This window comes from Solibacillus sp. FSL R5-0449 (assembly GCF_037975215.1).
Taxonomy (GTDB): domain Bacteria; phylum Bacillota; class Bacilli; order Bacillales_A; family Planococcaceae; genus Solibacillus.
In genome coordinates this window covers 2,571,207-2,592,712 of the sequence record NZ_CP150239.1, presented here as the reverse complement: position 1 = coordinate 2,592,712, position 21,506 = coordinate 2,571,207, and the positions used below count along the sequence as shown (strand labels likewise).

24 protein-coding genes and 1 pseudogene are annotated in these 21,506 nt (G+C 39.3%); 17 read left to right on the top strand and 8 right to left on the bottom strand.

Annotated elements, in window-relative coordinates; all coding sequences use genetic code 11:
• The first annotated feature begins 36 nt into the window (after positions 1 to 36).
• A complete protein-coding gene (lipA, locus tag MKY27_RS13065) occupies positions 37 to 948 on the top strand; it encodes a lipoyl synthase (RefSeq protein WP_079524181.1) in 912 nt (303 codons plus the stop codon).
• Between the two features lie 154 nt (positions 949 to 1,102).
• The gene (locus MKY27_RS13060) at positions 1,103 to 1,450 is read left to right on the top strand and encodes a YutD family protein (RefSeq protein ID WP_339172826.1); all 348 of its coding nucleotides are present in this window, start codon (positions 1,103 to 1,105) and stop codon (positions 1,448 to 1,450) included.
• Between the two features lie 39 nt (positions 1,451 to 1,489).
• Here the strand turns inward: MKY27_RS13060 and MKY27_RS13055 are convergent, their stop codons facing one another.
• A complete protein-coding gene (locus tag MKY27_RS13055) occupies positions 1,490 to 1,756 on the bottom strand; it encodes a DUF3055 domain-containing protein (RefSeq protein WP_339172824.1) in 267 nt (88 codons plus the stop codon).
• A 91-nt stretch (positions 1,757 to 1,847) separates the two neighbouring features.
• Between MKY27_RS13055 and MKY27_RS13050 the strand changes: the two genes are divergently transcribed.
• The gene (locus MKY27_RS13050; RefSeq protein ID WP_339195550.1) at positions 1,848 to 2,300 is read left to right on the top strand and encodes a DUF86 domain-containing protein; all 453 of its coding nucleotides are present in this window, start codon (positions 1,848 to 1,850) and stop codon (positions 2,298 to 2,300) included.
• Positions 2,300 to 3,064: a TIGR01457 family HAD-type hydrolase gene (locus tag MKY27_RS13045; protein ID WP_339195548.1), complete on the top strand. Its 765-nt coding sequence runs from the start codon at positions 2,300 to 2,302 to the stop codon at positions 3,062 to 3,064. Before MKY27_RS13050 ends, MKY27_RS13045 begins: the two co-directional genes overlap by 1 nt.
• 23 nt (positions 3,065 to 3,087) lie before the next feature.
• On the opposite strand, the gene MKY27_RS13040 is transcribed toward MKY27_RS13045, so the two are convergent.
• Positions 3,088 to 3,327: a YuzB family protein gene (locus tag MKY27_RS13040; RefSeq protein ID WP_339195545.1), complete on the bottom strand. Its 240-nt coding sequence runs from the start codon at positions 3,325 to 3,327 to the stop codon at positions 3,088 to 3,090.
• Positions 3,328 to 3,603: 276 nt separating this feature from the next.
• Between MKY27_RS13040 and MKY27_RS13035 the strand changes: the two genes are divergently transcribed.
• Positions 3,604 to 4,671, top strand: coding sequence for an NAD(P)/FAD-dependent oxidoreductase (locus MKY27_RS13035; RefSeq protein WP_339172818.1), 1,068 nt, complete (start codon positions 3,604 to 3,606; stop codon positions 4,669 to 4,671).
• A gap of 94 nt (positions 4,672 to 4,765) precedes the next feature.
• On the opposite strand, the gene MKY27_RS13030 is transcribed toward MKY27_RS13035, so the two are convergent.
• Entirely contained in the window at positions 4,766 to 5,098 is a 333-nt protein-coding gene (locus MKY27_RS13030; RefSeq protein WP_008409039.1) for a YuzD family protein, read from the bottom strand.
• 28 nt (positions 5,099 to 5,126) lie between these two features.
• On the opposite strand from MKY27_RS13030, the pseudogene MKY27_RS13025 reads away from it, so the two are divergent.
• Positions 5,127 to 5,419 (top strand): annotated as a pseudogene (locus MKY27_RS13025) (NifU family protein).
• A gap of 51 nt (positions 5,420 to 5,470) precedes the next feature.
• Here the strand turns inward: MKY27_RS13025 and MKY27_RS13020 are convergent.
• Positions 5,471 to 6,163: a DUF2225 domain-containing protein gene (locus MKY27_RS13020; RefSeq protein WP_339195542.1), complete on the bottom strand. Its 693-nt coding sequence runs from the start codon at positions 6,161 to 6,163 to the stop codon at positions 5,471 to 5,473.
• Between the two features lie 211 nt (positions 6,164 to 6,374).
• Here MKY27_RS13020 and MKY27_RS13015 point away from each other — a divergent pair, with 211 nt between their 5' ends.
• From MKY27_RS13015 to MKY27_RS12990, 6 genes are all read left to right on the top strand, one after another.
• Positions 6,375 to 6,749 carry an iron-sulfur cluster assembly accessory protein gene (locus MKY27_RS13015; protein WP_079524175.1) on the top strand — a complete coding sequence of 125 codons (375 nt, stop codon included), beginning with the start codon at positions 6,375 to 6,377 and terminating at the stop codon, positions 6,747 to 6,749.
• A gap of 312 nt (positions 6,750 to 7,061) precedes the next feature.
• Positions 7,062 to 8,828 (top strand): methyl-accepting chemotaxis protein, encoded by a 1,767-nt coding sequence (locus MKY27_RS13010; protein ID WP_339195538.1) that lies wholly within the window; start codon positions 7,062 to 7,064, stop codon positions 8,826 to 8,828.
• A gap of 238 nt (positions 8,829 to 9,066) precedes the next feature.
• A complete protein-coding gene (locus MKY27_RS13005) occupies positions 9,067 to 10,278 on the top strand; it encodes an EAL-associated domain-containing protein (protein WP_339195536.1) in 1,212 nt (403 codons plus the stop codon).
• 150 nt (positions 10,279 to 10,428) lie between these two features.
• On the top strand, positions 10,429 to 11,640 hold the full coding sequence (locus MKY27_RS13000; protein ID WP_339172803.1) for an NAD(P)/FAD-dependent oxidoreductase: 1,212 nt from the start codon (positions 10,429 to 10,431) through the stop codon (positions 11,638 to 11,640).
• A gap of 144 nt (positions 11,641 to 11,784) precedes the next feature.
• Positions 11,785 to 12,282: an NUDIX hydrolase gene (locus MKY27_RS12995; RefSeq protein WP_339195533.1), complete on the top strand. Its 498-nt coding sequence runs from the start codon at positions 11,785 to 11,787 to the stop codon at positions 12,280 to 12,282.
• A gap of 122 nt (positions 12,283 to 12,404) precedes the next feature.
• Entirely contained in the window at positions 12,405 to 12,731 is a 327-nt protein-coding gene (locus MKY27_RS12990; RefSeq protein ID WP_339172800.1) for a YuiB family protein, read from the top strand.
• A gap of 75 nt (positions 12,732 to 12,806) precedes the next feature.
• On the opposite strand, the gene MKY27_RS12985 is transcribed toward MKY27_RS12990, so the two are convergent.
• Positions 12,807 to 13,286 (bottom strand): divergent PAP2 family protein, encoded by a 480-nt coding sequence (locus MKY27_RS12985; protein ID WP_079524169.1) that lies wholly within the window; start codon positions 13,284 to 13,286, stop codon positions 12,807 to 12,809.
• A 157-nt stretch (positions 13,287 to 13,443) separates the two neighbouring features.
• Between MKY27_RS12985 and MKY27_RS12980 the strand changes: the two genes are divergently transcribed.
• The 3 genes from MKY27_RS12980 to MKY27_RS12970 all read left to right on the top strand — a co-directional run bounded on the left by MKY27_RS12980 (position 13,444) and on the right by MKY27_RS12970 (position 15,925).
• Positions 13,444 to 14,943, top strand: coding sequence for a leucyl aminopeptidase (locus MKY27_RS12980; protein ID WP_339195530.1), 1,500 nt, complete (start codon positions 13,444 to 13,446; stop codon positions 14,941 to 14,943).
• A 119-nt stretch (positions 14,944 to 15,062) separates the two neighbouring features.
• Complete coding sequence (locus tag MKY27_RS12975; protein ID WP_339172795.1) at positions 15,063 to 15,269, top strand: hypothetical protein; 207 nt, start codon at positions 15,063 to 15,065, stop codon at positions 15,267 to 15,269.
• 95 nt (positions 15,270 to 15,364) lie between these two features.
• Entirely contained in the window at positions 15,365 to 15,925 is a 561-nt protein-coding gene (locus MKY27_RS12970) for a YufK family protein (RefSeq protein WP_339176638.1), read from the top strand.
• Positions 15,926 to 15,989: 64 nt separating this feature from the next.
• On the opposite strand, the gene MKY27_RS12965 is transcribed toward MKY27_RS12970, so the two are convergent.
• Together MKY27_RS12965 and MKY27_RS12960 are read right to left on the bottom strand one after the other, a co-directional pair.
• Positions 15,990 to 17,840, bottom strand: a complete 1,851-nt coding sequence (locus MKY27_RS12965) for a transglycosylase domain-containing protein (RefSeq protein ID WP_339195528.1) — start codon at positions 17,838 to 17,840, stop codon at positions 15,990 to 15,992.
• Positions 17,841 to 17,962: 122 nt separating this feature from the next.
• The gene (locus tag MKY27_RS12960; RefSeq protein WP_339199725.1) at positions 17,963 to 19,171 is read right to left on the bottom strand and encodes an MFS transporter; all 1,209 of its coding nucleotides are present in this window, start codon (positions 19,169 to 19,171) and stop codon (positions 17,963 to 17,965) included.
• 196 nt (positions 19,172 to 19,367) lie between these two features.
• On the opposite strand from MKY27_RS12960, the gene MKY27_RS12955 reads away from it, so the two are divergent.
• Together MKY27_RS12955 and MKY27_RS12950 are read left to right on the top strand one after the other, a co-directional pair.
• The gene (locus MKY27_RS12955) at positions 19,368 to 19,955 is read left to right on the top strand and encodes a peptidylprolyl isomerase (protein WP_079524164.1); all 588 of its coding nucleotides are present in this window, start codon (positions 19,368 to 19,370) and stop codon (positions 19,953 to 19,955) included.
• Positions 19,956 to 19,977: 22 nt separating this feature from the next.
• Complete coding sequence (locus MKY27_RS12950; RefSeq protein WP_339172788.1) at positions 19,978 to 20,211, top strand: hypothetical protein; 234 nt, start codon at positions 19,978 to 19,980, stop codon at positions 20,209 to 20,211.
• A gap of 74 nt (positions 20,212 to 20,285) precedes the next feature.
• Here MKY27_RS12950 and MKY27_RS12945 read toward each other — a convergent pair whose 3' ends face one another.
• Entirely contained in the window at positions 20,286 to 21,461 is a 1,176-nt protein-coding gene (locus tag MKY27_RS12945; protein ID WP_339195526.1) for a MalY/PatB family protein, read from the bottom strand.
• Positions 21,462 to 21,506: the final 45 nt, after the last annotated feature.

Below are 21,506 nucleotides of genomic sequence, written 5' to 3'. Positions count from 1 at the left end.
GAACATCGTAGCATTTGAGTGAGGGGAGTAAATGATATGACATCTTGTAAACCAACTAATCCTAGGGAAGAACACTTGCGTAAACCGGAGTGGCTAAAAATTAAGCTAAATACGAATGACGAATACAAAGCACTGAAAAAATTAATGCGGGACAATAATTTGCATACGGTATGTGAGGAAGCTCGCTGCCCGAATATTCACGAATGCTGGGGTGAGCGTCGTACAGCAACGATGATGATTTTAGGTTCTGTATGTACGCGTGCATGTCGTTTCTGTGCAGTTAAAACAGGTTTGCCTAATGAATTGGACTTGGCTGAACCAGAGCGCGTAGCAGATTCTGTTGCGTTAATGAATTTAAAGCATGTTGTTATTACAATGGTAGCGCGTGATGACCTGAAAGACGGGGGCGCGGAAGTATTGGCAGAAACAGTACGTGCAATCCGACGCAAAAGCCCGTTAACTTCTGTTGAAGTACTACCATCCGATTTAAGCGGCCGTGAAGAAAGTTTACGCATATTAATGGACGCTAAGCCGGACATTTTAAACCATAATATCGAAACAGTACGCAGTCTGACTCCACGTGTTCGGGCAAAAGCGACATACGACCGTTCACTGGAATTTTTACGCAGAGCAAAAGAAATGCAGCCGAATATTCCTACCAAATCATCTTTAATGATTGGTTTAGGAGAAACATTAGAAGAAATCTATGAAGTAATGGATGATCTGCGTGCAAACAATGTAGATATTATGACAATCGGCCAATATTTACAGCCGACAAAAAAACATTTGCCGGTAAAAAAATATTACTCTCCAATCGAGTTTGGAAAGTTGCGTAAAATCGCTATGGAAAAAGGCTTCAGCCATTGTGAGGCAGGTCCATTAGTGCGCAGTAGTTACCATGCAGATGAACAAGTGAATGCAGCAAAACAATCAAGTGTTACATTGTAGAAAATAGACGTTTAACTTATTTGTGCGGGCATCATACTACTCGCCGAAAGACGGACTATAGCTAATTTCACCATATTTACCTACAAAATTTGTTGTGAATATTGCTTTCATGTTCAATATTCATTAACATGGAAATAGATAGGTGGTGTCTAGTTTGATTATTGCAGATGGGTATGCTTATGAAGTGATCGAAAATGTGCGGGAAGGTTTTCAAGAAGATGCTTTTATCGCACGATACTCAGATATTTTATCGAAATATGATTATATTGTAGGGGACTGGGGATACGGTCAACTACGTTTAAAAGGATTTTTTGACGATAAAAATCAAAAATCTACGTTTGATACAAAAATTAGTACGATTCAAGACTATTTATACGAATATTGTAATTTTGGATGCGCCTATTTTATACTGCGAAAAACAGGCCGTGCACAAGAGCAAAAGAAAGAACAAATAGTTGCACAACAAACTGAGGCAGAAGAGCCGGTTGAATCAGCTGAATAACGTACAAAAGAGGAGGCGTCGTATAGCGCCCCCTCTTTTTTAGCTTAATAGTTCACGTAAATATTCACGTAAATCGACCGTCTCTTCTTCTGTACGGTTATATACATGCTCCAGGTAACCCGGCTCCTCCACATCATCCGCTCCGATAATAGCAAAACGTCCGAACTGGATATCAAGAACAAGCACTTTTCCGAAAAAGCGACTACTTTGCAATATGGCTAAATCATAACGCTGAGTCTTTCCTGCAAAGCTGACGAAGCGCGTTTTTGTATCTTCTACATCATCATATAAGAAAAATCGTTCCATTTTGTTTTGTACCCCTTCCATCTCTATAGAATATGGTACTATATATAGGAAAACACTATCAACTTTTATTGATTGAATGGAGGCTTTATCTATGTACTTCGTAGATAGAAATAAAATTACAAACAACTTAGCACACTTGGACGAGTTACTGGCGATTTTTGAATCGACTGAGAACTGGTTGGCAGATGATATTCATAAGCTGGCATTACAACGTATCGGCCATAATGTAATGGAAGCGATGATGGATGTAGGGAACTTGGTGATTGACGGCTTTATTATGCGTGATCCTGGAAGCTACGAAGACATTATCGATATTTTCGTTGATGAAAAAGTAATTACAGAAGAGATGGATGCACCATTAAAAGCGGTTGTCGGCTTACGCAAAATGATCGTTCGTGAATTTATCGCTGTAGATAGTGAAGAAATTTTAAATGTATTAACAGCAAACTTAAATATATTAAAGCAATTCTCACCAAAAGTTCACGATTACTTAACGAATGAATTGGGACCGGTTTCAGCATTTTTACCAGAGGACCAGGCATAATGTTTCCATATAAAGCGTATTGCTTTGATTTGGATGGGACAATCTACCGGGGGAGTGAAGCGATCGACTCTGCCGTGAAATTTGTTCGCCTACTGCAGGATAACGGAATCGAGCCTTATTATTTAACGAACAATTCATCGAAAACCCGCGAAAGACTGCAGCAGGTTTTACAAGATATGGGTGTAGATGCACCGCTTGATCATATTTATTCAAGCTCACTTGCAACTGCAGCTTACGTGGCTAAGATGAGTGCAAATAATAAAGTGAATGTTGTCGGTGAACTTGGCATTCGCACGGCTTTAATCGAGCAAGGATTAGAGATTACCGATGAGCAGAGCGATGTTCTTGTAATGGGGATTGACCGTCAGATCTCCTATGAGAAGCTTGTAAAAGCATGTAACTATGTTCAAAATGGCGCAAAGCTTATTGGAACAAATGGAGATATTAAATTTCCGAATGAAACCGGTTTTACTCCCGGCAATGGGTCATTTGTTCAGTTAGTAGCAACTGTAGCCGGTGTGACACCGACCTTCGTAGGGAAACCGTCACCGGTCATGCTGCAGATCATTGCTGAAGAGCATCACTATGAAAAGAGTGAAATGGTCATGGTCGGGGACAACTATGATACCGATATTTTATGTGGTATAAACTTCGGCTGTGATACGATTCATGTCAATACGGGCGTTACTTCTACTGAAATCGTAAAACAGCAAGCAAAGCTGCCAACATATTGTGTAGAAAATTTGATGGAACTTATCAAATAAAGAAAAAATCCGATGTGGGTCATTTACCACATCGGATTTTCTTCTATATATTTATAAATGCACTTTGTCAGCTCTTCTGGAGTGTCCGCTTCAACGATATCTCCGTTCACAACGGCATAAAAGTTTTCGGCACATTTCGTACAGTAGCTTAGGCAGCCATATTCTAATACATCAATATCAGGATCTTGCTCCAGTTGTTCATATGTTTGTTGCGCACCATTTGCTAAGTTGCTGATGCAAAATTCGACTAATGGATTTAACATGTTGTCACCTCACTATTAGCAATCCTACTTTTTTTTGCAGCGAACGTCAATTTCTCCGATTTAATATCTTTCACAACATGTTTGAATATACTTTAATTGAACCAAAATAGATAAAATAGGGTAATAAAAAACTTATGTGAATAAATTCACAAAATATCGTTTAATATATTGTGAAACTTATCACAAACAGTTATAATACTTATGGAAACTTTGAGAACACAATTTTGAGGTATGGAGCTTCTTAATTGATTACTTACAGATATGAGGGAATATGCTATGCAAAAGTTAGTATTATTGGGTGGCGGCTACGGAAATATGCGAATTTTACTTCGTCTATTACCAAGCTTACCAGCAGATGTAGAGATTACATTGGTAGACCGTACACCATTCCATAGTTTGAAAACAGAATTTTATGCACTTGCTGCGGGTACATCAACAGATAAGGAAGTTCGTGTTGCGTTCCCGGAACATGAACGATTAAAATGCGTTTACGGAGAAGTAGTACGCATCGACCGTGAAGATAAAAAAATTTACCTGGGTGACGGCGGGGAGCTTTCTTATGATCAGCTTGTTATTGGCTTAGGCTGTATTGATAAGTATCATGGAGTGCCGGGTGCCGATGAATTCACATATAGTATTCAAACAATCGCCAAATCACGTAGAACATTTGAAAAAGTATGCGGATTGGCTCCAGGTTCGACTGTTGCCATTATTGGTGCAGGTCTGTCAGGAATCGAGCTTGCAAGTGAATTGCGTGAAAGTCGTTCGGATTTAAAAATTAAATTATTTGACCGCTCACACCGTATTTTACGTGATTTCCCGGAAAAGCTAAGTGAGTATATTAAGTCTTGGTTTATTAAACACAACGTAGATGTAATTGCGGAATCGAATATTACTCGCGTTGAAGAAGGTCGTTTATACAATCACGATGAAGTAATTGAAGCGGATGTAATCGTATGGACAGCTGGTGTACAGCCTGTGAAAATCGTTCGTGAACTGGATGTTGAAAAGGATAAATTCAATCGTCCGATCATTACGGATCATTATCATGTAGTTGGGGATGAAAACGTATTTGTAGTTGGAGACTGTGCTTCTTCACATCTACCTCCAACAGCGCAATTGGCAGAAGAACAAGGCGAACGTATCGTGAAAGTTCTAAAAATGCGCTGGAAAGGCGAGCCACTTCCAGAAAAGCTTTCAGAGATCAAAATGAAAGGCTTTATGGGCTCCCTTGGTAAAAAGCAAGGTTTCGTTCATCTGGCTGATACAACGGTAACAGGACGCATTGCACGCCTTATGAAGTCGGGTCTGCTTTGGTACTATAAAAAGCAAAACGAAAACTAAAATTGGGTGTCCAAGCAATGGAAGCAATTTGACTTTAAACAAAAAAATTCAATTTCCTCGAGGAGAAAATTGAATTTTTTGTTTATGTTATAATTTACTCTTCAGTTGGTACGAAGCCCGCTGATTCAAGCGCTGTAAAAACAGGCTTAATCTGCACATAGCCTTCACCAACTACTTCATCATTGACTAGCACTAAAGGGTAGAAAAATTCATCTTCTTGAATACGGTTTGCGTAATCTTGATCACGTTCATTATCAATTACACCTTCAATATCGATATAGCGGATCGTAAACGGCTGTTCCGGATATTTTCGTGAAATTGCAGCTTGGAGCCATTCGTATGTATCTTTGGAAGATGGTGCATTTACACAGCTGGCACAGATGATGTCAGCGCCGAATACTTCTATAACTGGATGAGATTGTGACATAGGAATTCCAACCTTTCGTTATTCAATAATGGATTTTTTTGCTCCTTCACATTATAATGATTTTAATGAAGGGAGTCGAGCAAAATGACAGAAACAGAACAATATGCACAAGTACAAGAAGTTTTAGATAAATTACGTCCGTTCTTATTACGAGACGGCGGGGACTGTGAATTGGTAGATATTGAAGATGGTATCGTGAAATTGCGTTTACTAGGCGCATGCGGTAGCTGCCCAAGTTCTACAATCACATTAAAAGCAGGTATCGAACGTGCACTTTTAGAAGAAGTGCCAGGTATCCTTGAAGTAGAACAAGTTTTCTAATTTAAATTAAAAGAGCTGCCAAGAAAGTATTGCTTCCTTGGCAGCTCTCTTTTATAGGGCGATTTTACCGCGTGCTTCACGAACTAATTCCCATTGTTCTTTAGCCATATTAACAAGTTTGGCTTCACCGCCTACACGCTGGCTTTCAATTACACGTGAAAAGAAACGTGTTGCATTTTCATAATCTCCGATGCGACGAGACAGTTCAGCAACCATGTATACAATCCGTACATCCGACATCGATGTACCTGCATAATCTTCCGTAGAATAGCTTTCCATGTAATGATCACGGGCCAACTTTAAAAAGCGCTGTTCCTGTATATCATTTTTTATTGACCGATATAACCAAGCCAGGCGCAATGCCAAGCCGGAAGTAATGACGAATTTTTCTTTTTTGATCGTTGCACAAAACAACGCGAGCTTATAGGTTTGAATTGCTTCGAAAACAGTACGCTCTTTACTGAAACTGTGCGGTACCCAATGACTGCAAATTTTTTCATTGATTTGTTCTTGCACACCTGGAGCAAAATTTTTACTGAAGTCTTCAGTAAATGAAAACCCGCAATGCTGACAGACAAAAACATTATAATATAATGCATTTACGTTATTGTCTGTATAGACCGGCTGAAAATCGGATGCTGTATGTTCAATTTTTATGGATTTGGTACGAACTTTAAGTGTTGAAAAACTTTTCTTGCAATGAATACAGTTCACTGTCTTTTCGTAATATGGGGAAATTTCCATAAAGTTTCATACCTTTCGTTTAAATATGTTCCCTTATTATAGCAAGGAAATTTAAATAAGTGTGAGTAATTTACTGAATTTGTGTGAATTTTTTAGGTATTTTATCCTTATCCCTTTTTAGGCAACACAGGAATATAATCAGGTAGAGCAGTTTTGTTGTCAGATAGCTTTTACAATTGTTATGATTAATAAAAGAAAGTAGGTGACTGGAATGGCAAGTGAAAAACAAGTAATCATTTTAACAGAAGCGGCCTCATTTCAAGTCAAAGAAATGATGGTTCATAACGAAGAAGAAAATGCGAGCCTGCGTGTAGCAGTAAAAGGCGGAGGTTGCAGTGGTCTTTCATATGGTATGGCATTTGAACAAACAATTAATGACGATGACTTTGTTGACAACCAACATGGCATTCAAATTATCGTATCTGAAGAAGATGCGGGCATTTTACAAGGAACGAAAATTGATTTTAAACAATCATTAATGGGCGGCGGTTTCACAATCGACAACCCGAACGCACTTGCTTCATGCGGATGCGGCACAAGCTTTAAAGCAGCAGCACGTCCGGCAGTAGAGCAACCATGTGAATAATGGATTGTGAATAACGAGTCTCTTTGATTTGTGATGTTAATAAACATGACAAATCAAAGAGGCTTTTTTTGTGTGTGAAAAAACAAAATAAACTACTGAAAGAGTAAATTCTGTAAAAATATGTTGGATTAAGTAAAAAGTTGGGGTAAAATGACATTCGGGAATTAAAACTAGTACTTTTATCTATATTTTGTAGTTGTGGGGAAGTTATTTATACTCTATTCTATCGTGAGTAATAGTTCATTAACTCTATAATTATATAGGTTAATTAGTTTCAGTAACCAAATATATGAATACAAGGGGTGTATAATAATGAAAAAACAATCTAAATCCAGGTCTAAATCTAACTCTTCCATTAAATCAAAGTTAATTGTTATTTCTATTTTACTTTTGATTGTGCCGATGATTGTAATTGGAATGACAAGTTACCAGAAAAGCTCTACCAGCTTAGAGAAATTAGGTAAAACAAACTTGCAAAACAGTGTTGAATTTACACTTGCTACAATAGATGCTTATAATACGGAAGTTGAAAAAGGGAATATTCCACTTGAAAGTGCTCAAGAGAAAGTAAAGGAGATTATTTTAGGCGAAAAGAATGGGGATGGCGTTCGACCTATAAACTCTTCAATCGATCTTGGGGAAAACGGCTATATGATTGTTTATAGTCAAGATGGAACCCGTATAGCGCATCCATCTAAAGAGGGTGCGAGTGCATGGGATGATGTGGATGAGAACGGTGTGAAATTCGCTCAAGAGATGATTAAAACAGCAAATAACGGCGGTGGGTTTACTTTTTATAATTCCGCATTGCCAAATAATAAAGAGCAAATTGAGGAGAAGGTTTCCTATTCAAAAGTAGATCCAAACTGGGACTGGGTAGTAACTGCCAGTACCTATATGATGGATTTTAATCAGCCTGCTACAGAGTTGTTGACAATTATTCTTATTGTTATGGGGATTTCAATTATTCTAGGGGTAATCATTATTTGGTTCTACACTAATTTAATTACTAAGCCAATCATTAAAGTTACTGAACAGATGGGGTATTTGGCCAATGGTGATTTAACGAAAGAACTGCTGTTAGTTAAATCAAAAGACGAAATAGGCAAATTGGCGGATGCCATCAATCTATTACATAAAAATCTTAAAAATTCGATGAAAAAAGTTGCCGATACTTCAGAGTTATTAACGAGCCAAAGTGAAGAACTATCACAATCGGCCGATGAAGTAAGGTTGGGATCGGAGCAAGTGGCATCTACTATGCAAGAATTGGCTGCAGGTTCGGAAACACAGGCTCATAATGCGAGTGAACTGGCATCGGTGATGAATACGTTTGTTGAAAGAGTCCATGATGCGAATGAGAATGGGTTACGGATAGAGGAGAATTCAAAAGACGTATTAAGTATGACCAATGACGGATCTGAACTAATGAAAAAATCAATTCAGCAGATGGAAAAAATCCATGCCATTGTAAATGAATCAGTAAAAAAGGTTGCCGGATTAGATAAGCAGTCACAGGAAATATCCAATTTAGTGACGGTCATTAAAGATGTAGCCGATCAGACGAATCTCCTTGCTTTAAATGCTGCAATTGAAGCTGCAAGAGCTGGAGAACACGGTAAAGGATTTGCTGTAGTTGCTGATGAGGTAAGGAAGCTGGCTGAGCAAGTATCTAATTCTGTAACAGATATTACGGGGATTGTGGACAATATTCAAAAGGAAACTTTTTTTGTTTCTGACTCACTGCAAACGGGCTATAAAGAAGTCGAGCAAGGAAAAATCCAAATTGAATCAACAGGTGAAACTTTCGAAGGGATTAGTAGTGCTGTAAAAGAAATGGTAAATAGTATTACAACGATCGGCCAAAACTTATCGGAAATTACAGCCAGTACACAAGTGATGAATGGGTCCGTTGAAGAAGTTGCATCGGTCTCCGAGGAATCCGCTGCCGGCATCGAACAAACAGCAGCATCTGTTCAACAAACGAGCAGTATTATGGAGGAAGTAGCAGGCAGTTCGAAACATCTTGCCGATTTGGCGGAAGAACTCAATGCATTAGTTGGTGAGTTTAAACTTTAATTAATTTAGGCAGCTTGACTGCACTGTGAATAAAATATAACTAATGTTGAAACCTTTAGCGGTGTACTGCCGTTAAAGGTTTTTATATAAAATCGACCTTTTCATAGAAAAAATAAATTATCTTAATTTTAAAACTTATATTTCCTATAAAATAACTATGTTTTATCGGTTGGTTTTGTATTATTATAAGGATTGAATTATTATAGATTTATTACCATACTGCTAGGGGGCTTTTTAAATGAGTGTTTTAGAGTTACTGGATAAGTTAGATCAAATCGAAATTTTATATGAGCCAATCTATAGTGCAGATGGTCATCGCATTGTGGCTTATGAAGCGATAGGCCAAGTGGAAAGTGAAAATGAAAATGAACCGATCAATATTGAGCAATTTACATATGAAAAAGACGTACCAGCAGATATTAGAGCAGAAATTGAGCAAATTTTTGTTTCCCGATCATTGCAAAATGTTGCTCATTTGATTGACGATGTTGGCTTGTATATTCCATGCAACCCCGAACTGCTTTTACTGGATTTTGGGGAAAGTTATTTTACGATGCTGAAAGAAACAGTTGCCGAATCGAACCTCCCAAACATTACCCTTGTCATGACGGAACATCTTTATGAAGGAGAGCTGAATCAGCTGCAGCATTTAATTCGCTATATTAAAACATATGGCATCAAAATTGCTTTGGCAGATGTCGGTCCGCAAACCCAGCTTGAAAATATTTTACTGCTTGAACCGGCTATCCTTAAAATCAACGTCGCCCAGTTGAACTATAATTTATGGGGAGCGCAAAACCATGCGTTTTCAACAATTCGAACACTTGCCGTAAAGATGGGGACGCAATTATTAGTCGAAAATATTGAAACAGTGTACCAATTACAGCACGGATGGAAAAACGGTACCCGTTATTTTAAAGGACCTTATTTGCAACTGCCGCATAAAGAGCTGCAAGTACGCGATGCTTTAAAAGAACGCTTTCGCAAAGATTGTGAACAGTTTATTGCAACGGAAAAGAAACTCCTTCTTCAAAAGTATGAAGAAATGAAACGTCTTGAACGGACGATTTGTTCAACAGTTGAGCAAATCAATCCATCCACTTCACAGATTGATAAAATGATGCAGCTGGCAAATGCTTTGGAAAAATGTGCATTTCGTATTTATATTTGTGACAGCAATGGTTTCCAGACATCCCCGAATATCCGCTGGAACGAGGGGAAATGGGAAAAGCAAGAAGAGATCATCGGCAAAAACTGGAGCTGGCGACCATACTTCCTGTTGAACATTATTAAAATGACAAAAGACAATAAAGGCGAGTTGTCTTCCGTTTACAGTGACATTGAAACAGGCGAATTGACACGTACGTATTCAATGGCTATTTCAAACGAAGAGTTTTTGTTTATCGATATTAAATACGATTATTTATATGAACATAACATTGTAAATTGACGAAACGATTAATATCCATATGTTTGAAATCACGCAGGAAAAACGCTACTATTATGTTAGTATTTCAGTAAATTACCGTTTGCTGGCGCTCTATAAAAATGGCAAATAGATTTATAGCGCCGGTTCATTAAAATGAAGGGGTTTGATTGAATGAAAAGACCGACTATTTTAGTATTAGGCGCAGGGTATGGAGGATTAACAACAATTGTAAATCTCCAAAAATTAATCAATACAAATGAAGCAGAAATTATTTTAGTGAACAAAAACGACTATCATTATGAAACAACATGGCTGCATGAAGTAGGGGCTGGTACGATTTCTCCGGATAAAGCCCGTTATCCGATTTCAAAAGTTATTAATCACAATGTAACGTTCGTCATTGCGAATGTAGAAAACATTGATGCCAATACAAAGAAAGTAGAAACATCAGCTGGTGAGTTCTCGTACGATTATTTAGTGATCGGCTTAGGTTTCGAAGGGGAAACATTCGGCATTCCTGGTCTGAAGGAACACGCATTATCATTGACGAATATTAATACTGCACGTCAGGTCCGTGAGCATATTGAATATCAGTTTGCTTCCTGGACATTGGATGAAGTGAAAGACGACAGTAAACTTACGATTGTCGTAGGCGGTGCCGGCTTTACAGGCATAGAATTTTTAGGAGAGCTCGGTAACCGAATTCCTGAGCTTTGCAGAGAATTTGATATTCCTCAAGAAAAAGTGCGTCTTCTTTGTGTAGAAGCAGCACCGACTGTATTACCTGGTTTTGATCCGGAGTTGGTCGATTATGCGCAGGAACAGCTGCGTAAAAAGGGTGTGGAATTTTCTATCGGCACACCGATTGTGGAAGCGACAGCAGAAGGTGTGAACATTAAAAAAGATGAAGAAAACACGGAATTCATTAAAGCAGGTACTGTTGTATGGGCAGCGGGAGTCCGAGGAAATGCATTAATCGAGTCTTCCGGTATTGAATCGAACCGCGCACGTATTGCGGTCCGTGAAGATATGCGCGCACCAGGCTTTGACGATGTCTTTGTCGTAGGGGACTGTGCATTTTTACTGAATGCGGAAGCAGGCAGACCTTATCCGCCAACAGCTCAGATTGCGATGCAGCAAGGTGAAATCATCGCCAAAAATATTAAGCATTTAATGAATGATGAGCCGACGGAAGTGTTTGCTTACGATGATAAAGGTGCTGTTTGTTCATTAGGTCAAGAAGATGCTATTGGAACAGCATTCGGCCGTAAATTTACCGGCAAGCCAGCATCGGCATTAAAGAAAGTCGTTGATGACCGCGCATTGTATTTAGTCGGCGGTGTCGGCTTAACATTGAAAAAAGGCAAATTCAAATTTATATAAACGAACTTCAAACTTGCAAACGAATGTGTAACGCTTCCTTTGCAAGTTTTTTTACACCGTATTAACGGGAAGCAACAATTAAGTAGTTTCTAATCAGTGGAGTATGAAGTCAATTACTATCACAGCAAAGGGGGAATGTTATTTATGAAAAAGGATCGAGGAAAAGTTTGGCTTGGAGTTGCCGCGATTGTTGAAAATTCAGCAGGGGAATGGCTGCTCGTGAAAAAAACATATGGAGGACTAAAAGGAGCATGGTCTTTACCGGCCGGATTTGTTCAGCCAGCTGAAACCGTTACAACGGCTGCTGTGCGTGAAGTGCTGGAAGAGACGGGGATTCTCTGTGAAGTAAAGGGACTTGTCGGTTTTCGTTCCGGCGTCATCCTGAATGATATTAGTGATAATATGGCGATTTTTTATTGTAAGCCGGTAGATGATGATCAGCCTTTTACATTGCAGGAAAGAGAAATCGGCGAAGCATGCTGGATGGCACCGAGTGAAATTATTCACCATGAACTGTCATCGGTTATGCTCAGAGAAATGGCTAACCAGCACGCAGCACAACATATTCACCCGATTATTGAAGGGGTGAACCCGGGGGACGTGTTCGGCTATAGCGAATACCATCTATTTTTCAAAAAATAAGCGATTTACGTTATGAAGGATTTCTTACAATATTAGTATTCTATACGTTATTTTGGATGTTGAATTGAAAGCACCCGTTATATCATGTAAAATTATGATAGATTAATGGGGGTATACATAACATGAATGATGTTTCGTTAGTACAAGTAATTATTTCCGTCGTATTATTTTTTGTCATGTTTTTCGGGATCGGCTTTTTATTGAATATGTTATTGCGGATGACATGGTTAATGGCTATTGTCTATCCGGTTGTCGTAATTTTTATCATCGATGAAGTAAGCTTTTTGGATTATTTTTTTAAGGCAGGGACAGCATTTCCGGCTTTAAGCGACAAAATTCAGGCATTACAGATTGTGGATATCGTTATCTTGGCTGGTGGCTTTGCCGGGGCAATCGTATCCGGCTTTGTTATGATAGCACTGCGAAAAGCAGGATATCGCATGTTTTAGTTTACTTCTGCAAGGTGTCTGCAACAGAATTAAGGGGATGTTAAAAGCCGGTTTAGCCTTTAACATCCCCTTTTTTTATAACACTTGAATGGTGTACCATAAAGCTGCAAAAACAATTCCTGCCAATCCCCCGATGAACACTTCACTTTTTTTGTGACCTAATAATGTTTTTAAATCCTCGATTTTTTCTTGTTCATTCATTTCCGGCCAGCGTTTAATTTCATCAAAAAACAAGCGGAGATCGTGGCGCAGTTCGTTTAAAACGGCCGCGTGTTGTCCAGCCTGAAAGCGTACATGGCTTGCATCGTACATGACAATTCCGGCCAACATAGCTGCAACAGCAAAAGTCGGTGAATCAAATCCTGTCTCAATACCGACTGCAGTAGCAACACTTGTTACAGCTGCAGAGTGGGAACTTGGCATTCCGCCGGTAGATGTCAGCAAGCTCCAATCCACTTTTTTCGTTACAATAAAATGGATCGGTACTTTTAGGATCTGTGCAAAAACAATTGCAAAAACCCCAAGCCAAAGCGGCGTATTTTGTAGAAGTTCGATAATTACACCTACTTTCTCCTCATTGCTATAATTATATCATTTTCCCTATAATCGTTTGAATTTAAACTTGCAGAAAAATAAAAATTATTGGATGTTTCGATACCCGAATTAAAAGAATTTGTATATAATGAAACTATACTTTAGGAGGTTTTTAACTATGAATATTGAATCAACAGCAAAAACGTTTGAATCACAAACTTCTGAAACATTGATTATCGGAGTACAAAAACATCGTGAACAAATGAAAAACTGGTCAGCGTTTACTGAATTTTATGGAGATGTTATTGACACATGGCTTCATGCAGGTGAAATTTCATCAGATACAAAAAAGATTACGAAATTACCGTATTCGGGCAACCACTCTTCACTTAAACGTATATACTTTGTCGGCCTAGGTGAACGCAAAAATATAACAGCGAACGAATTACGTGAAGTATTTGCAGCAGTAGGTAAAGAACTGAAAGCGGCAAAAGTAGGCGATGTGGCAGTTTGGGTAGAATCTTTTACAACAGATCAGCTGGAAGAATCGGAAGTGGCTTACTTAGCTGGTGAAGGTTTAAATTTAGGCTATTATTCAGTACAAAATTATAAAACTTCTTCAAATGAGCCGAACATATATTTTGATCAAATTCAATTTGTTACAGAAGCGAATATGGAAGATGTGATCGGTAATTTCGAAGTAGGGAAAATTTATGCGGATGCGGTAAACGAAGCGCGTACATTAATCAACTTGCCTCCTAATTTACTGACAGCAAGTGATTTGGCGGATTACGCAACAGAGCTTGCGAATATTTATGGATTAGAAGTTGAAATTTTAAACAAAGCACAAATGGAAGAACTGGGTATGGGCGGTATTTTATCTGTCAATAAAGGTTCTGTAGAAGAGCCGCGTTTAATTACATTGAAGTATAAAGGGAAACCGGAATGGGAAGATGTAATCGGCTTTGTCGGAAAAGGTGTAACGTACGATACAGGCGGTTACTCATTAAAACCGCGTGAAGGCATGGTCGGCATGAAAGGCGATATGGGCGGAGCAGCTGCTGTTCTTGGTGCGATGCGCATTATCGGTGAAACTCGCCCGAAACAAAATGTTGTTGCCGTAATCGGATCTACAGACAATATGGTATCAGGTGAAGCATTCAAGCCGGATGATGTTATTACAATGTACAATGGCAAAACAGTTGAAGTATTAAATACAGATGCGGAAGGCCGTTTAGTATTGGCGGATGCTATGACTTATGCGAAGCAGCAAGGAGCAAACTATTTAATCGATGTAGCGACATTAACGGGTGGAGTAATCGTTGCGTTGGGCAAAGATAAAACAGGCGCTTTAACAAATAACGAAGAATTCTTTGAAGAGTTTATGGGTGCGGCACTTGAAACAGGTGAGTTCGTATGGCGTTTACCATTAACAGAAAGCGATAAAAAGCGTATCCGTAAATCGGAAGTGGCAGATTTAAACAACTCTCCGGGTCGTGACGGCCATATGATTTTCGGCGGTGGCTTCGTTGGAGAATTTGCGGAAGGAACTCCTTGGGTTCACCTTGATATTGCAGGGACTTCTGATGCGGATGCACCGCATGCATTGGGACCAAAAGGCGGTACAGGTGCCATGGTTCGTACTTTAGCAACACTGGTAGAATTACGCGATAACTAATTATTAAAGAGATGCTTTGCGAGGAAAAAACTTGCAAGGCATCTTTTTCATTTTTAGGCGGGTGACTAGCGGCTCTCATAATTATGAATACACTATTCATAAGGGAGGAGGACATGAACATGGTTAATCGCAATCGTTACTATAATCCAGGTTTTGGATTCGGATATCCGTTTGGGGTTCCTTTTTTAGGGAGCTTTTTAGGAGGATTTTTAGGGGGGTCACTGAATAATAATCGATACGGACCATATCCGCCGTATTATCAACCGTATCCGCCTAATTACTACTATCCACCTTATTATCCGCGCTATCCGAGACGCTACTGGTAAGAATGCGGTAAGTAGTGAAGGAGAGGCTTGCTCGTCTCCTCATTGTTAGCTATGATGAGGAAAAGAAATATTACGAGTTTTGAGGGAACAAGATGATGAAAAATCCTTATTTGTATGGCTACTTACCATTCATTACAATTATATTATTTAGTTTTTCGTTCAGTATGTTAGCCATATCAGAATCGCTACAACTGCTTCATGCAATCGGTGTCTATAATGGGATGCGTGAATTTTTATCGGATCTGGAGCTGCGCTTTGTATTACTGATTGTATTTGTATTACTATTTTTCATGATTTTTTCAGCATTAAAGCTGATCGGGGAGACGATTCATGAGCTTGGAATGCTGTTCTTCTCAAAAGATAAAGAAGGGCAAACGATTCATGCTGCACGCGGTGGATATGTCATCTTCTTTTTTGGAGCATTTGCTTCAATAATTGGGAGCCAATCCTTACCGATCTTAGTCGGCATTTTTATTTTTACGATTTTTTGTTATTTTATTTACAACGTTTATAAAAAGAGTCAGTATATGTCCATTCCAGGTGTGATCGGATTAATCTTTTATGAAGTACTTACCTGGTTCCTGTTATTGGCTCTCGTGATCTATGCAGTTATTAAGCTGTACAACGGAATTCTTGCGAGCTTGCCGTTCGCATAGTATAAAAAAAGCTTGTTAGGATTTTAGCGGGGGAGGTGCGCTATTTAAAACTAACAAGCTTTTTTTATTCTGTTATCGCATTAAATATAGCAAAATGAATTTTTGCGCGTTCGATCGCTTCCATTGAACGGGGCTGATCATAGCCAATCCAAACGGCTGCTGTATAGTCATTTGTCAATCCGGCAACCCAATAATCTTTGAATTCGTTTGTCGTTCCGGTCTTGGCCCCAATATAGCCGGATGCGCTATAAAGGCCTCTCCCTGTTCCGGTAGCCACCGTTTCATTCAAAAGGCTGCGCATCGTTTTTGTAGTCGATGCAGACCATATTTCCTCCCGTTTGCGCGGCCAGCTAAAAATCGTTTCTCCATTTAAATCAGTTACTTTACGAATGCTATGAGCAGGTACATAATAGCCGTCGACAAAACTGGAGTAAGCATCGGCCATTTCCAGTGAAGTCACCCCGTATGTTAACCCGCCCAGAGCTGCGGCAAATGTGCGGTCTTTTTCTATGATCGATTCAAAACCGAACCGGTTAATATAACGGAATGCTGTTTCAACCCCTACAGCATTAAACAGTCGTAAAGCACTTGTATTAACACTGTTTTTGAAAGCTGTTTCCACAGTTATATTGTTGTACCAGATACGTCCATAATTATCAGGACAGAAATTTCCTACACAGTACGGCCCGCCATTTACGATTGAATAAGGTGTAGCGGATGTTTCTTCAAAGTAAGGGGCAAACACACTGATCGGCTTAAATGCAGAACCCGGCTGTCTCGGAGATTGAAAAGCACGGTGCAAATCATGCTTCCGATAATTTTTACCACCAAATATACTGATCACTTCACGTGTTTCATTATCAATAATCGTTGCACTTGCCTGTAAGTCGGTCTTCGGTAAAATCCGGTTAATAGCCGTTTCATCCTGTCGTTGTTTCTCAGGCTGCAGTGCTGTATATACATGGACACCTTGACGTAAAATGGCGTCCGTTTTTTTCTTCAGCTCCAGCTGTAGAAATTCCTTTTCCATCTTATCGGAAGTGTTGTCGATTTTTTCGCGGTAACCTGTTTGTTCGGCAATGAGCCATTTCAGTTCCTCTAAAACGTATGTACTGTAGCTCGGATACTGCTGTGCTTTTTGTTTAATCGTCAATTGAATCGGTTCTTTTTTATACGTTATTGCTTCCTCAGCTGTAATAACCCCATGCTCTGTCAGTTTATCGAGTAACCGTTCCTGCCTGCTTTTTGTATTGTTAAAGTGCACAGACGGGTCGTATAATGAGGGATTGTTCGGAATCGCCGATATAAAAGCAATTTCGGGTATGGACAATTTTGACAAAGGACGATTGAAGTAATAAGTTGCCGCTGCTCCAATGCCATATACTTGATTGCTGAAATACATTTCATTTAAATACATCTCAAAGATTTCGTCTTTTGAATAAGTTTTCTCAATTTCGTAGGCGTAAAAAAGCTCCATCAGTTTCCGCTCATATGTTTTGTCCGTTGTTAAATAACGCATTCGGACAAGCTGTTGTGTAATAGTGGAACCGCCTTGCTGAATGGACTGCTCCGATTTATTTGCAATGAGGGCACGGGCGATTGCACTCACATCAAAGCCTATATGTTCATAAAAACTTTCATCTTCACTGAATATAAACAGCTGCTTAGCAATTTCAGGGACTTCATCCAGCGCAAGTGGCTGTGACCATTCAGTATATTCTTCACTGAAGATTTTGTTGTTTGCATCGTATAACGTAATGGGCGATGTGGAAGTTACTTCAGGGAGCTTGATCGACTGCTTGATTAATTGTTCATGCTGCTCCGCTTTCGCAAGTTCTTTCCAGGCCGCATTCCCGATTAGTAGAAGTAAAGGAATGCTACATAAAATGACAATGTAGCCGAAAAGTTGTTTCATGGATAATTGGCCCCCAAATAGGATATTCATTAAAATTGTCCAGACAAAAAACAACAAAATGAAAACGTTAGAAGCGTGATCATCTGTTGTTTTTTAAAGGATACCATATATACATTGAACATTTAAGCATGTTTTTTTAACATCTCGTCCATGTACTGCGTCGGAAGCTTTTTCAAGAAGGACATAATGACAAAGCCGATTAAAAATAGTAGGCCGGTCGTATAAAATACGGAATGAATTCCGCCAAAGCTTGCTACCACTCCGCCTAATACCGGTCCGATGATATTGCCAAGGAAACGGAAACTCTGGTTGTAGCCCATAATTTCGCCTTGCACTTCAACCGGTGCTTCACGGCGAATAAGAGCCGAAGTAATCGGAATGAGACCGCCGGATATAATACCGAACAAGAATCGTAAAATGATAAGCTGCCATAAATCTGTAACGAAAGCCTGTGGAATGATGAAAACGACGGCAAGGACTAACAAGTACGATAAAATTCGTTCATATCCATAATGGTCGGCCAATTTCCCCCAAAATCTCGCGAAACATATGTTACCTAGACCGGCAGCACTAAAGGTAATACCGGCGAGCATAGCAACTTCCTGAGAAGGGGTCAGTTCAGATACGTAAAGGGACAGCAGTGGCTGAATACTAAAGTTCCCGATTTGAATGAGTGACGTTACGAACATTACATTTAAGATGAGGCGATGATGGAAAATAGCCCATATGACATTTCTCCGTGAATAAATCTCATTTTTAACTTTCCGAATAATGGCCGGCTCATGAATACCGAAAATAATAATAATCGCCGCAATTGTAATTGTGACTGCTGTGATGAGGAACGTGTACTGAAAACCAAAAGTATCCGCCATCAATCCGCCGATTACTGGACCGAATAATGTCCCACCAACACTGCCCATCTGCAATGTCCCGAGTGTTTTTCCTGCTACTTCTTTCGGAGTATGCTTACTTATGAACGCAATGGAAGTAGGGATAAAGCCGGTTACAACACCCATCGCAAGCCTGAGTACAAAGAATTGCTCGACATTTTGAACATAACCCATTAAAAAGATACTTAACCCAACCCCGAAGCAGTTGATGATCATAATAGGCTTGTACCCATATTTGTCGGCAATTCGCCCCCAAATCGGTGACATTAAAAATGCTGTAATAAATGTTGCAGCAAAGATGATTCCGGCCCATGTCTGGACATAGCTATCTGTAAAGTCGCCGAGCGTATCAATATATAAAGACAAAAACGGCATGATCATCGTAACAGAAGCCGCAACAATAAAGTTTGCTATTAAAATGATGATGAAATTATGTCTCATATTTTTCTTCAATTTATCACTTTCTTCCTTTTTAATTATTTAGTATAACTTATTTCGGAATACGAAGGAAGTTCTTCACAAGATATTGGCTTAAAATATTAGAGTTATGGTAAACTTGGACTTGGTATTAAAGGGGAAGTTTGGTTTCTATACCTATACCCATCCATTCCACAATTTATTTAAAGGAGAGACAAAAATGTTTCCACAATTATCGAAAGAATTAAATCCAGGTGAAGTAATGGTAGAAATGAACACAACTATGGGTTCAATCAAAATTAAATTATTCCCGGAGCACGCACCAAAAACAGTTGAAAACTTTTTAGGGCATGCAAAATCAGGTTATTATAACGGTATTATTTTCCACCGTGTAATTCCAAACTTCATGGTACAAGGTGGCGACCCAACTGGTACTGGTATGGGCGGCGAGTCTATTTGGGGCGGTACATTCGAAGATGAGTGTGTACCTGAATTAATGAACATTCGTGGCGCATTATCAATGGCCAATGCGGGTCCTGGTACTAATGGATCTCAGTTCTTCATCGTTCAAGCACCTCAAGTTGAAGTATCTATGCTAAAACAAATGGAAGTGCGCGGCTGGTCTAAAGAAGAAGTGGAGTTTTACAAACAAAACGGCGGTACACCATGGTTAGACGGAAAGCATACAGTATTTGGCCAAGTAGTTGAAGGTATGGATGTTGTTGACAATATTGTTAAAGTTGACCGAAATATGCACGATAAGCCTAAAGAAGATGTTAAGATTGAGTCAATCACTGTAATTGACTAATTATTAAAGGACGTGTGGGCAAGTGAACCAATTTTTAATGAATTTCTCTGGTGGCTTTTTGTATTTCCCGGAAGACAAGTCATTGTATCTTCCCGCTGCAATTGAATTCGCAATACTACTGATTATTGTTTTTTTTACATTCCGGTTCGTCCGCCGTATCGCTGCTCGTCAGGCTGCACAGGCTAAAATTTTAGAGGAACGCGCATTAAAAGAACGTGATGCTCGTATCGCTAAAGAAACCATTAAGGAAGAATAAAAACAATAATCAAAAACATGTTATAGAAGAAGGGGCAGTCCGGAGTGATTATTCCGGCTGCCCCTTTTGTTTGATTATTCGAATGTAGCCATCGTTCGTTTTATGCGTTCAACCCCATCTTGCAATAGTTCAAATGGACAAGCAACATTGATGCGCAAGAAGCCTCTTCCTGCTTCACCATATTTTGTCCCCGGATCTAACGCAACTTTTCCTACCGAAAGAAGGCGTGCCATCAGTTCCTTTTCTTCTATTCCTGTTTTGCGGTAGTCTATCCACATTAAGTATGTTGCATCAGGAACTTCTACATGAATGCCTTCAATAACATTCAATTCTTTTACGACATATTCCATATTGTTTTTCAAATAACTAAGAAGCTCGTCCAACCACGGTGCCCCTTCTGTATAGACAGCTTTTACAGCAGTCGAAGCAAAAGTATTTAAACCTAAGTTGCCGTGTGCCTGTGTATTTTTCTCGATTGCTGTATATAATTTTTTGTCCGGTGCAACGATCATAGCAGCATGAATTCCGGCAATATTGAATGTTTTCGTTGGCGCAATACATGTGATGATTTTTGCCTCGTTAGCATTGGCTAATGTTAAGACAGGTGTATACGATTTTTGAATTGAAATATCAGCGTGGATTTCATCAGATAAAAGATACACGTCATATTGGATGCATAATGCAACTAACTGTTCCAGCTCTTCGGGACTCCATACAATACCGATAGGATTATGCGGATTACATAAAACAAACAGTTTAATACCGGCGCGGAATATTTCTTCAAGCTTCTCAAAATCCATCGTATAATGACCGTTTTGTTCGGTTAATTCACATGTCACGACTTCACGTTTCTGAGCCGCCGGTACGTTTGTGAATGGCGGGTATGCCGGTGTGGACATTCCGATTTTATCGCCAACCTCTGTAAAAGTTTCGATAATTGTCGCGATTGCCGGCACAACACCCGGCTGGAAAATAATCGAATTTGGATCGATCGACCATCGATGGCGCGTATCATACCAGTGAACAATCGCATTTTTTACAACATTGTCGGCAAAAGTGTAGCCGAAGATAGGATGCTCCAATCGAGCCTTTAACGCGTCTGATAAAGCAGCAGGTGGAGGGAAGTCCATATCTGCTACCCACATCGGCAGTAATTCAGTTGTATCTTTCAAATTGTAAACGACATTCATCATATCCCATTTTACAGATGCGGAACTGCGACGCTCATGAACTTTATTAAAAATAGACATTTGAACCCTCTTTTCTTATGCTTTCTTTCAGATTATGGTATCATA

Bases quoted from the DNA above. Each gene is read 5' to 3' on its own strand.
- MKY27_RS13050 (WP_339195550.1), top strand. From the start codon at position 1,848: ATGTACTTCGTAGATAGAAATAAAATTACAAACAACTTAGCACACTTG.
- lipA (WP_079524181.1), top strand. From the start codon at position 37: ATGACATCTTGTAAACCAACTAATCCTAGGGAAGAACACTTGCGTAAA.
- MKY27_RS13035 (WP_339172818.1), top strand. From the start codon at position 3,604: ATGCAAAAGTTAGTATTATTGGGTGGCGGCTACGGAAATATGCGAATT.
- MKY27_RS13020 (WP_339195542.1), bottom strand. From the start codon at position 6,163: ATGGAAATTTCCCCATATTACGAAAAGACAGTGAACTGTATTCATTGC.
- MKY27_RS12965 (WP_339195528.1), bottom strand. From the start codon at position 17,840: ATGAAACAACTTTTCGGCTACATTGTCATTTTATGTAGCATTCCTTTA.
- MKY27_RS13055 (WP_339172824.1), bottom strand. From the start codon at position 1,756: ATGGAACGATTTTTCTTATATGATGATGTAGAAGATACAAAAACGCGC.
- MKY27_RS12960 (WP_339199725.1), bottom strand. From the start codon at position 19,171: ATGAGACATAATTTCATCATCATTTTAATAGCAAACTTTATTGTTGCG.
- MKY27_RS13000 (WP_339172803.1), top strand. From the start codon at position 10,429: ATGAAAAGACCGACTATTTTAGTATTAGGCGCAGGGTATGGAGGATTA.
- MKY27_RS13045 (WP_339195548.1), top strand. From the start codon at position 2,300: ATGTTTCCATATAAAGCGTATTGCTTTGATTTGGATGGGACAATCTAC.
- MKY27_RS12975 (WP_339172795.1), top strand. From the start codon at position 15,063: ATGGTTAATCGCAATCGTTACTATAATCCAGGTTTTGGATTCGGATAT.
- MKY27_RS12980 (WP_339195530.1), top strand. From the start codon at position 13,444: ATGAATATTGAATCAACAGCAAAAACGTTTGAATCACAAACTTCTGAA.
- MKY27_RS13040 (WP_339195545.1), bottom strand. From the start codon at position 3,327: ATGTTAAATCCATTAGTCGAATTTTGCATCAGCAACTTAGCAAATGGT.
- MKY27_RS13030 (WP_008409039.1), bottom strand. From the start codon at position 5,098: ATGTCACAATCTCATCCAGTTATAGAAGTATTCGGCGCTGACATCATC.
- MKY27_RS12945 (WP_339195526.1), bottom strand. From the start codon at position 21,461: ATGTCTATTTTTAATAAAGTTCATGAGCGTCGCAGTTCCGCATCTGTA.
- MKY27_RS12995 (WP_339195533.1), top strand. From the start codon at position 11,785: ATGAAAAAGGATCGAGGAAAAGTTTGGCTTGGAGTTGCCGCGATTGTT.
- MKY27_RS13015 (WP_079524175.1), top strand. From the start codon at position 6,375: ATGGCAAGTGAAAAACAAGTAATCATTTTAACAGAAGCGGCCTCATTT.
- MKY27_RS12955 (WP_079524164.1), top strand. From the start codon at position 19,368: ATGTTTCCACAATTATCGAAAGAATTAAATCCAGGTGAAGTAATGGTA.
- MKY27_RS13005 (WP_339195536.1), top strand. From the start codon at position 9,067: ATGAGTGTTTTAGAGTTACTGGATAAGTTAGATCAAATCGAAATTTTA.
- MKY27_RS12970 (WP_339176638.1), top strand. From the start codon at position 15,365: ATGAAAAATCCTTATTTGTATGGCTACTTACCATTCATTACAATTATA.
- MKY27_RS13010 (WP_339195538.1), top strand. From the start codon at position 7,062: ATGAAAAAACAATCTAAATCCAGGTCTAAATCTAACTCTTCCATTAAA.
- MKY27_RS12990 (WP_339172800.1), top strand. From the start codon at position 12,405: ATGAATGATGTTTCGTTAGTACAAGTAATTATTTCCGTCGTATTATTT.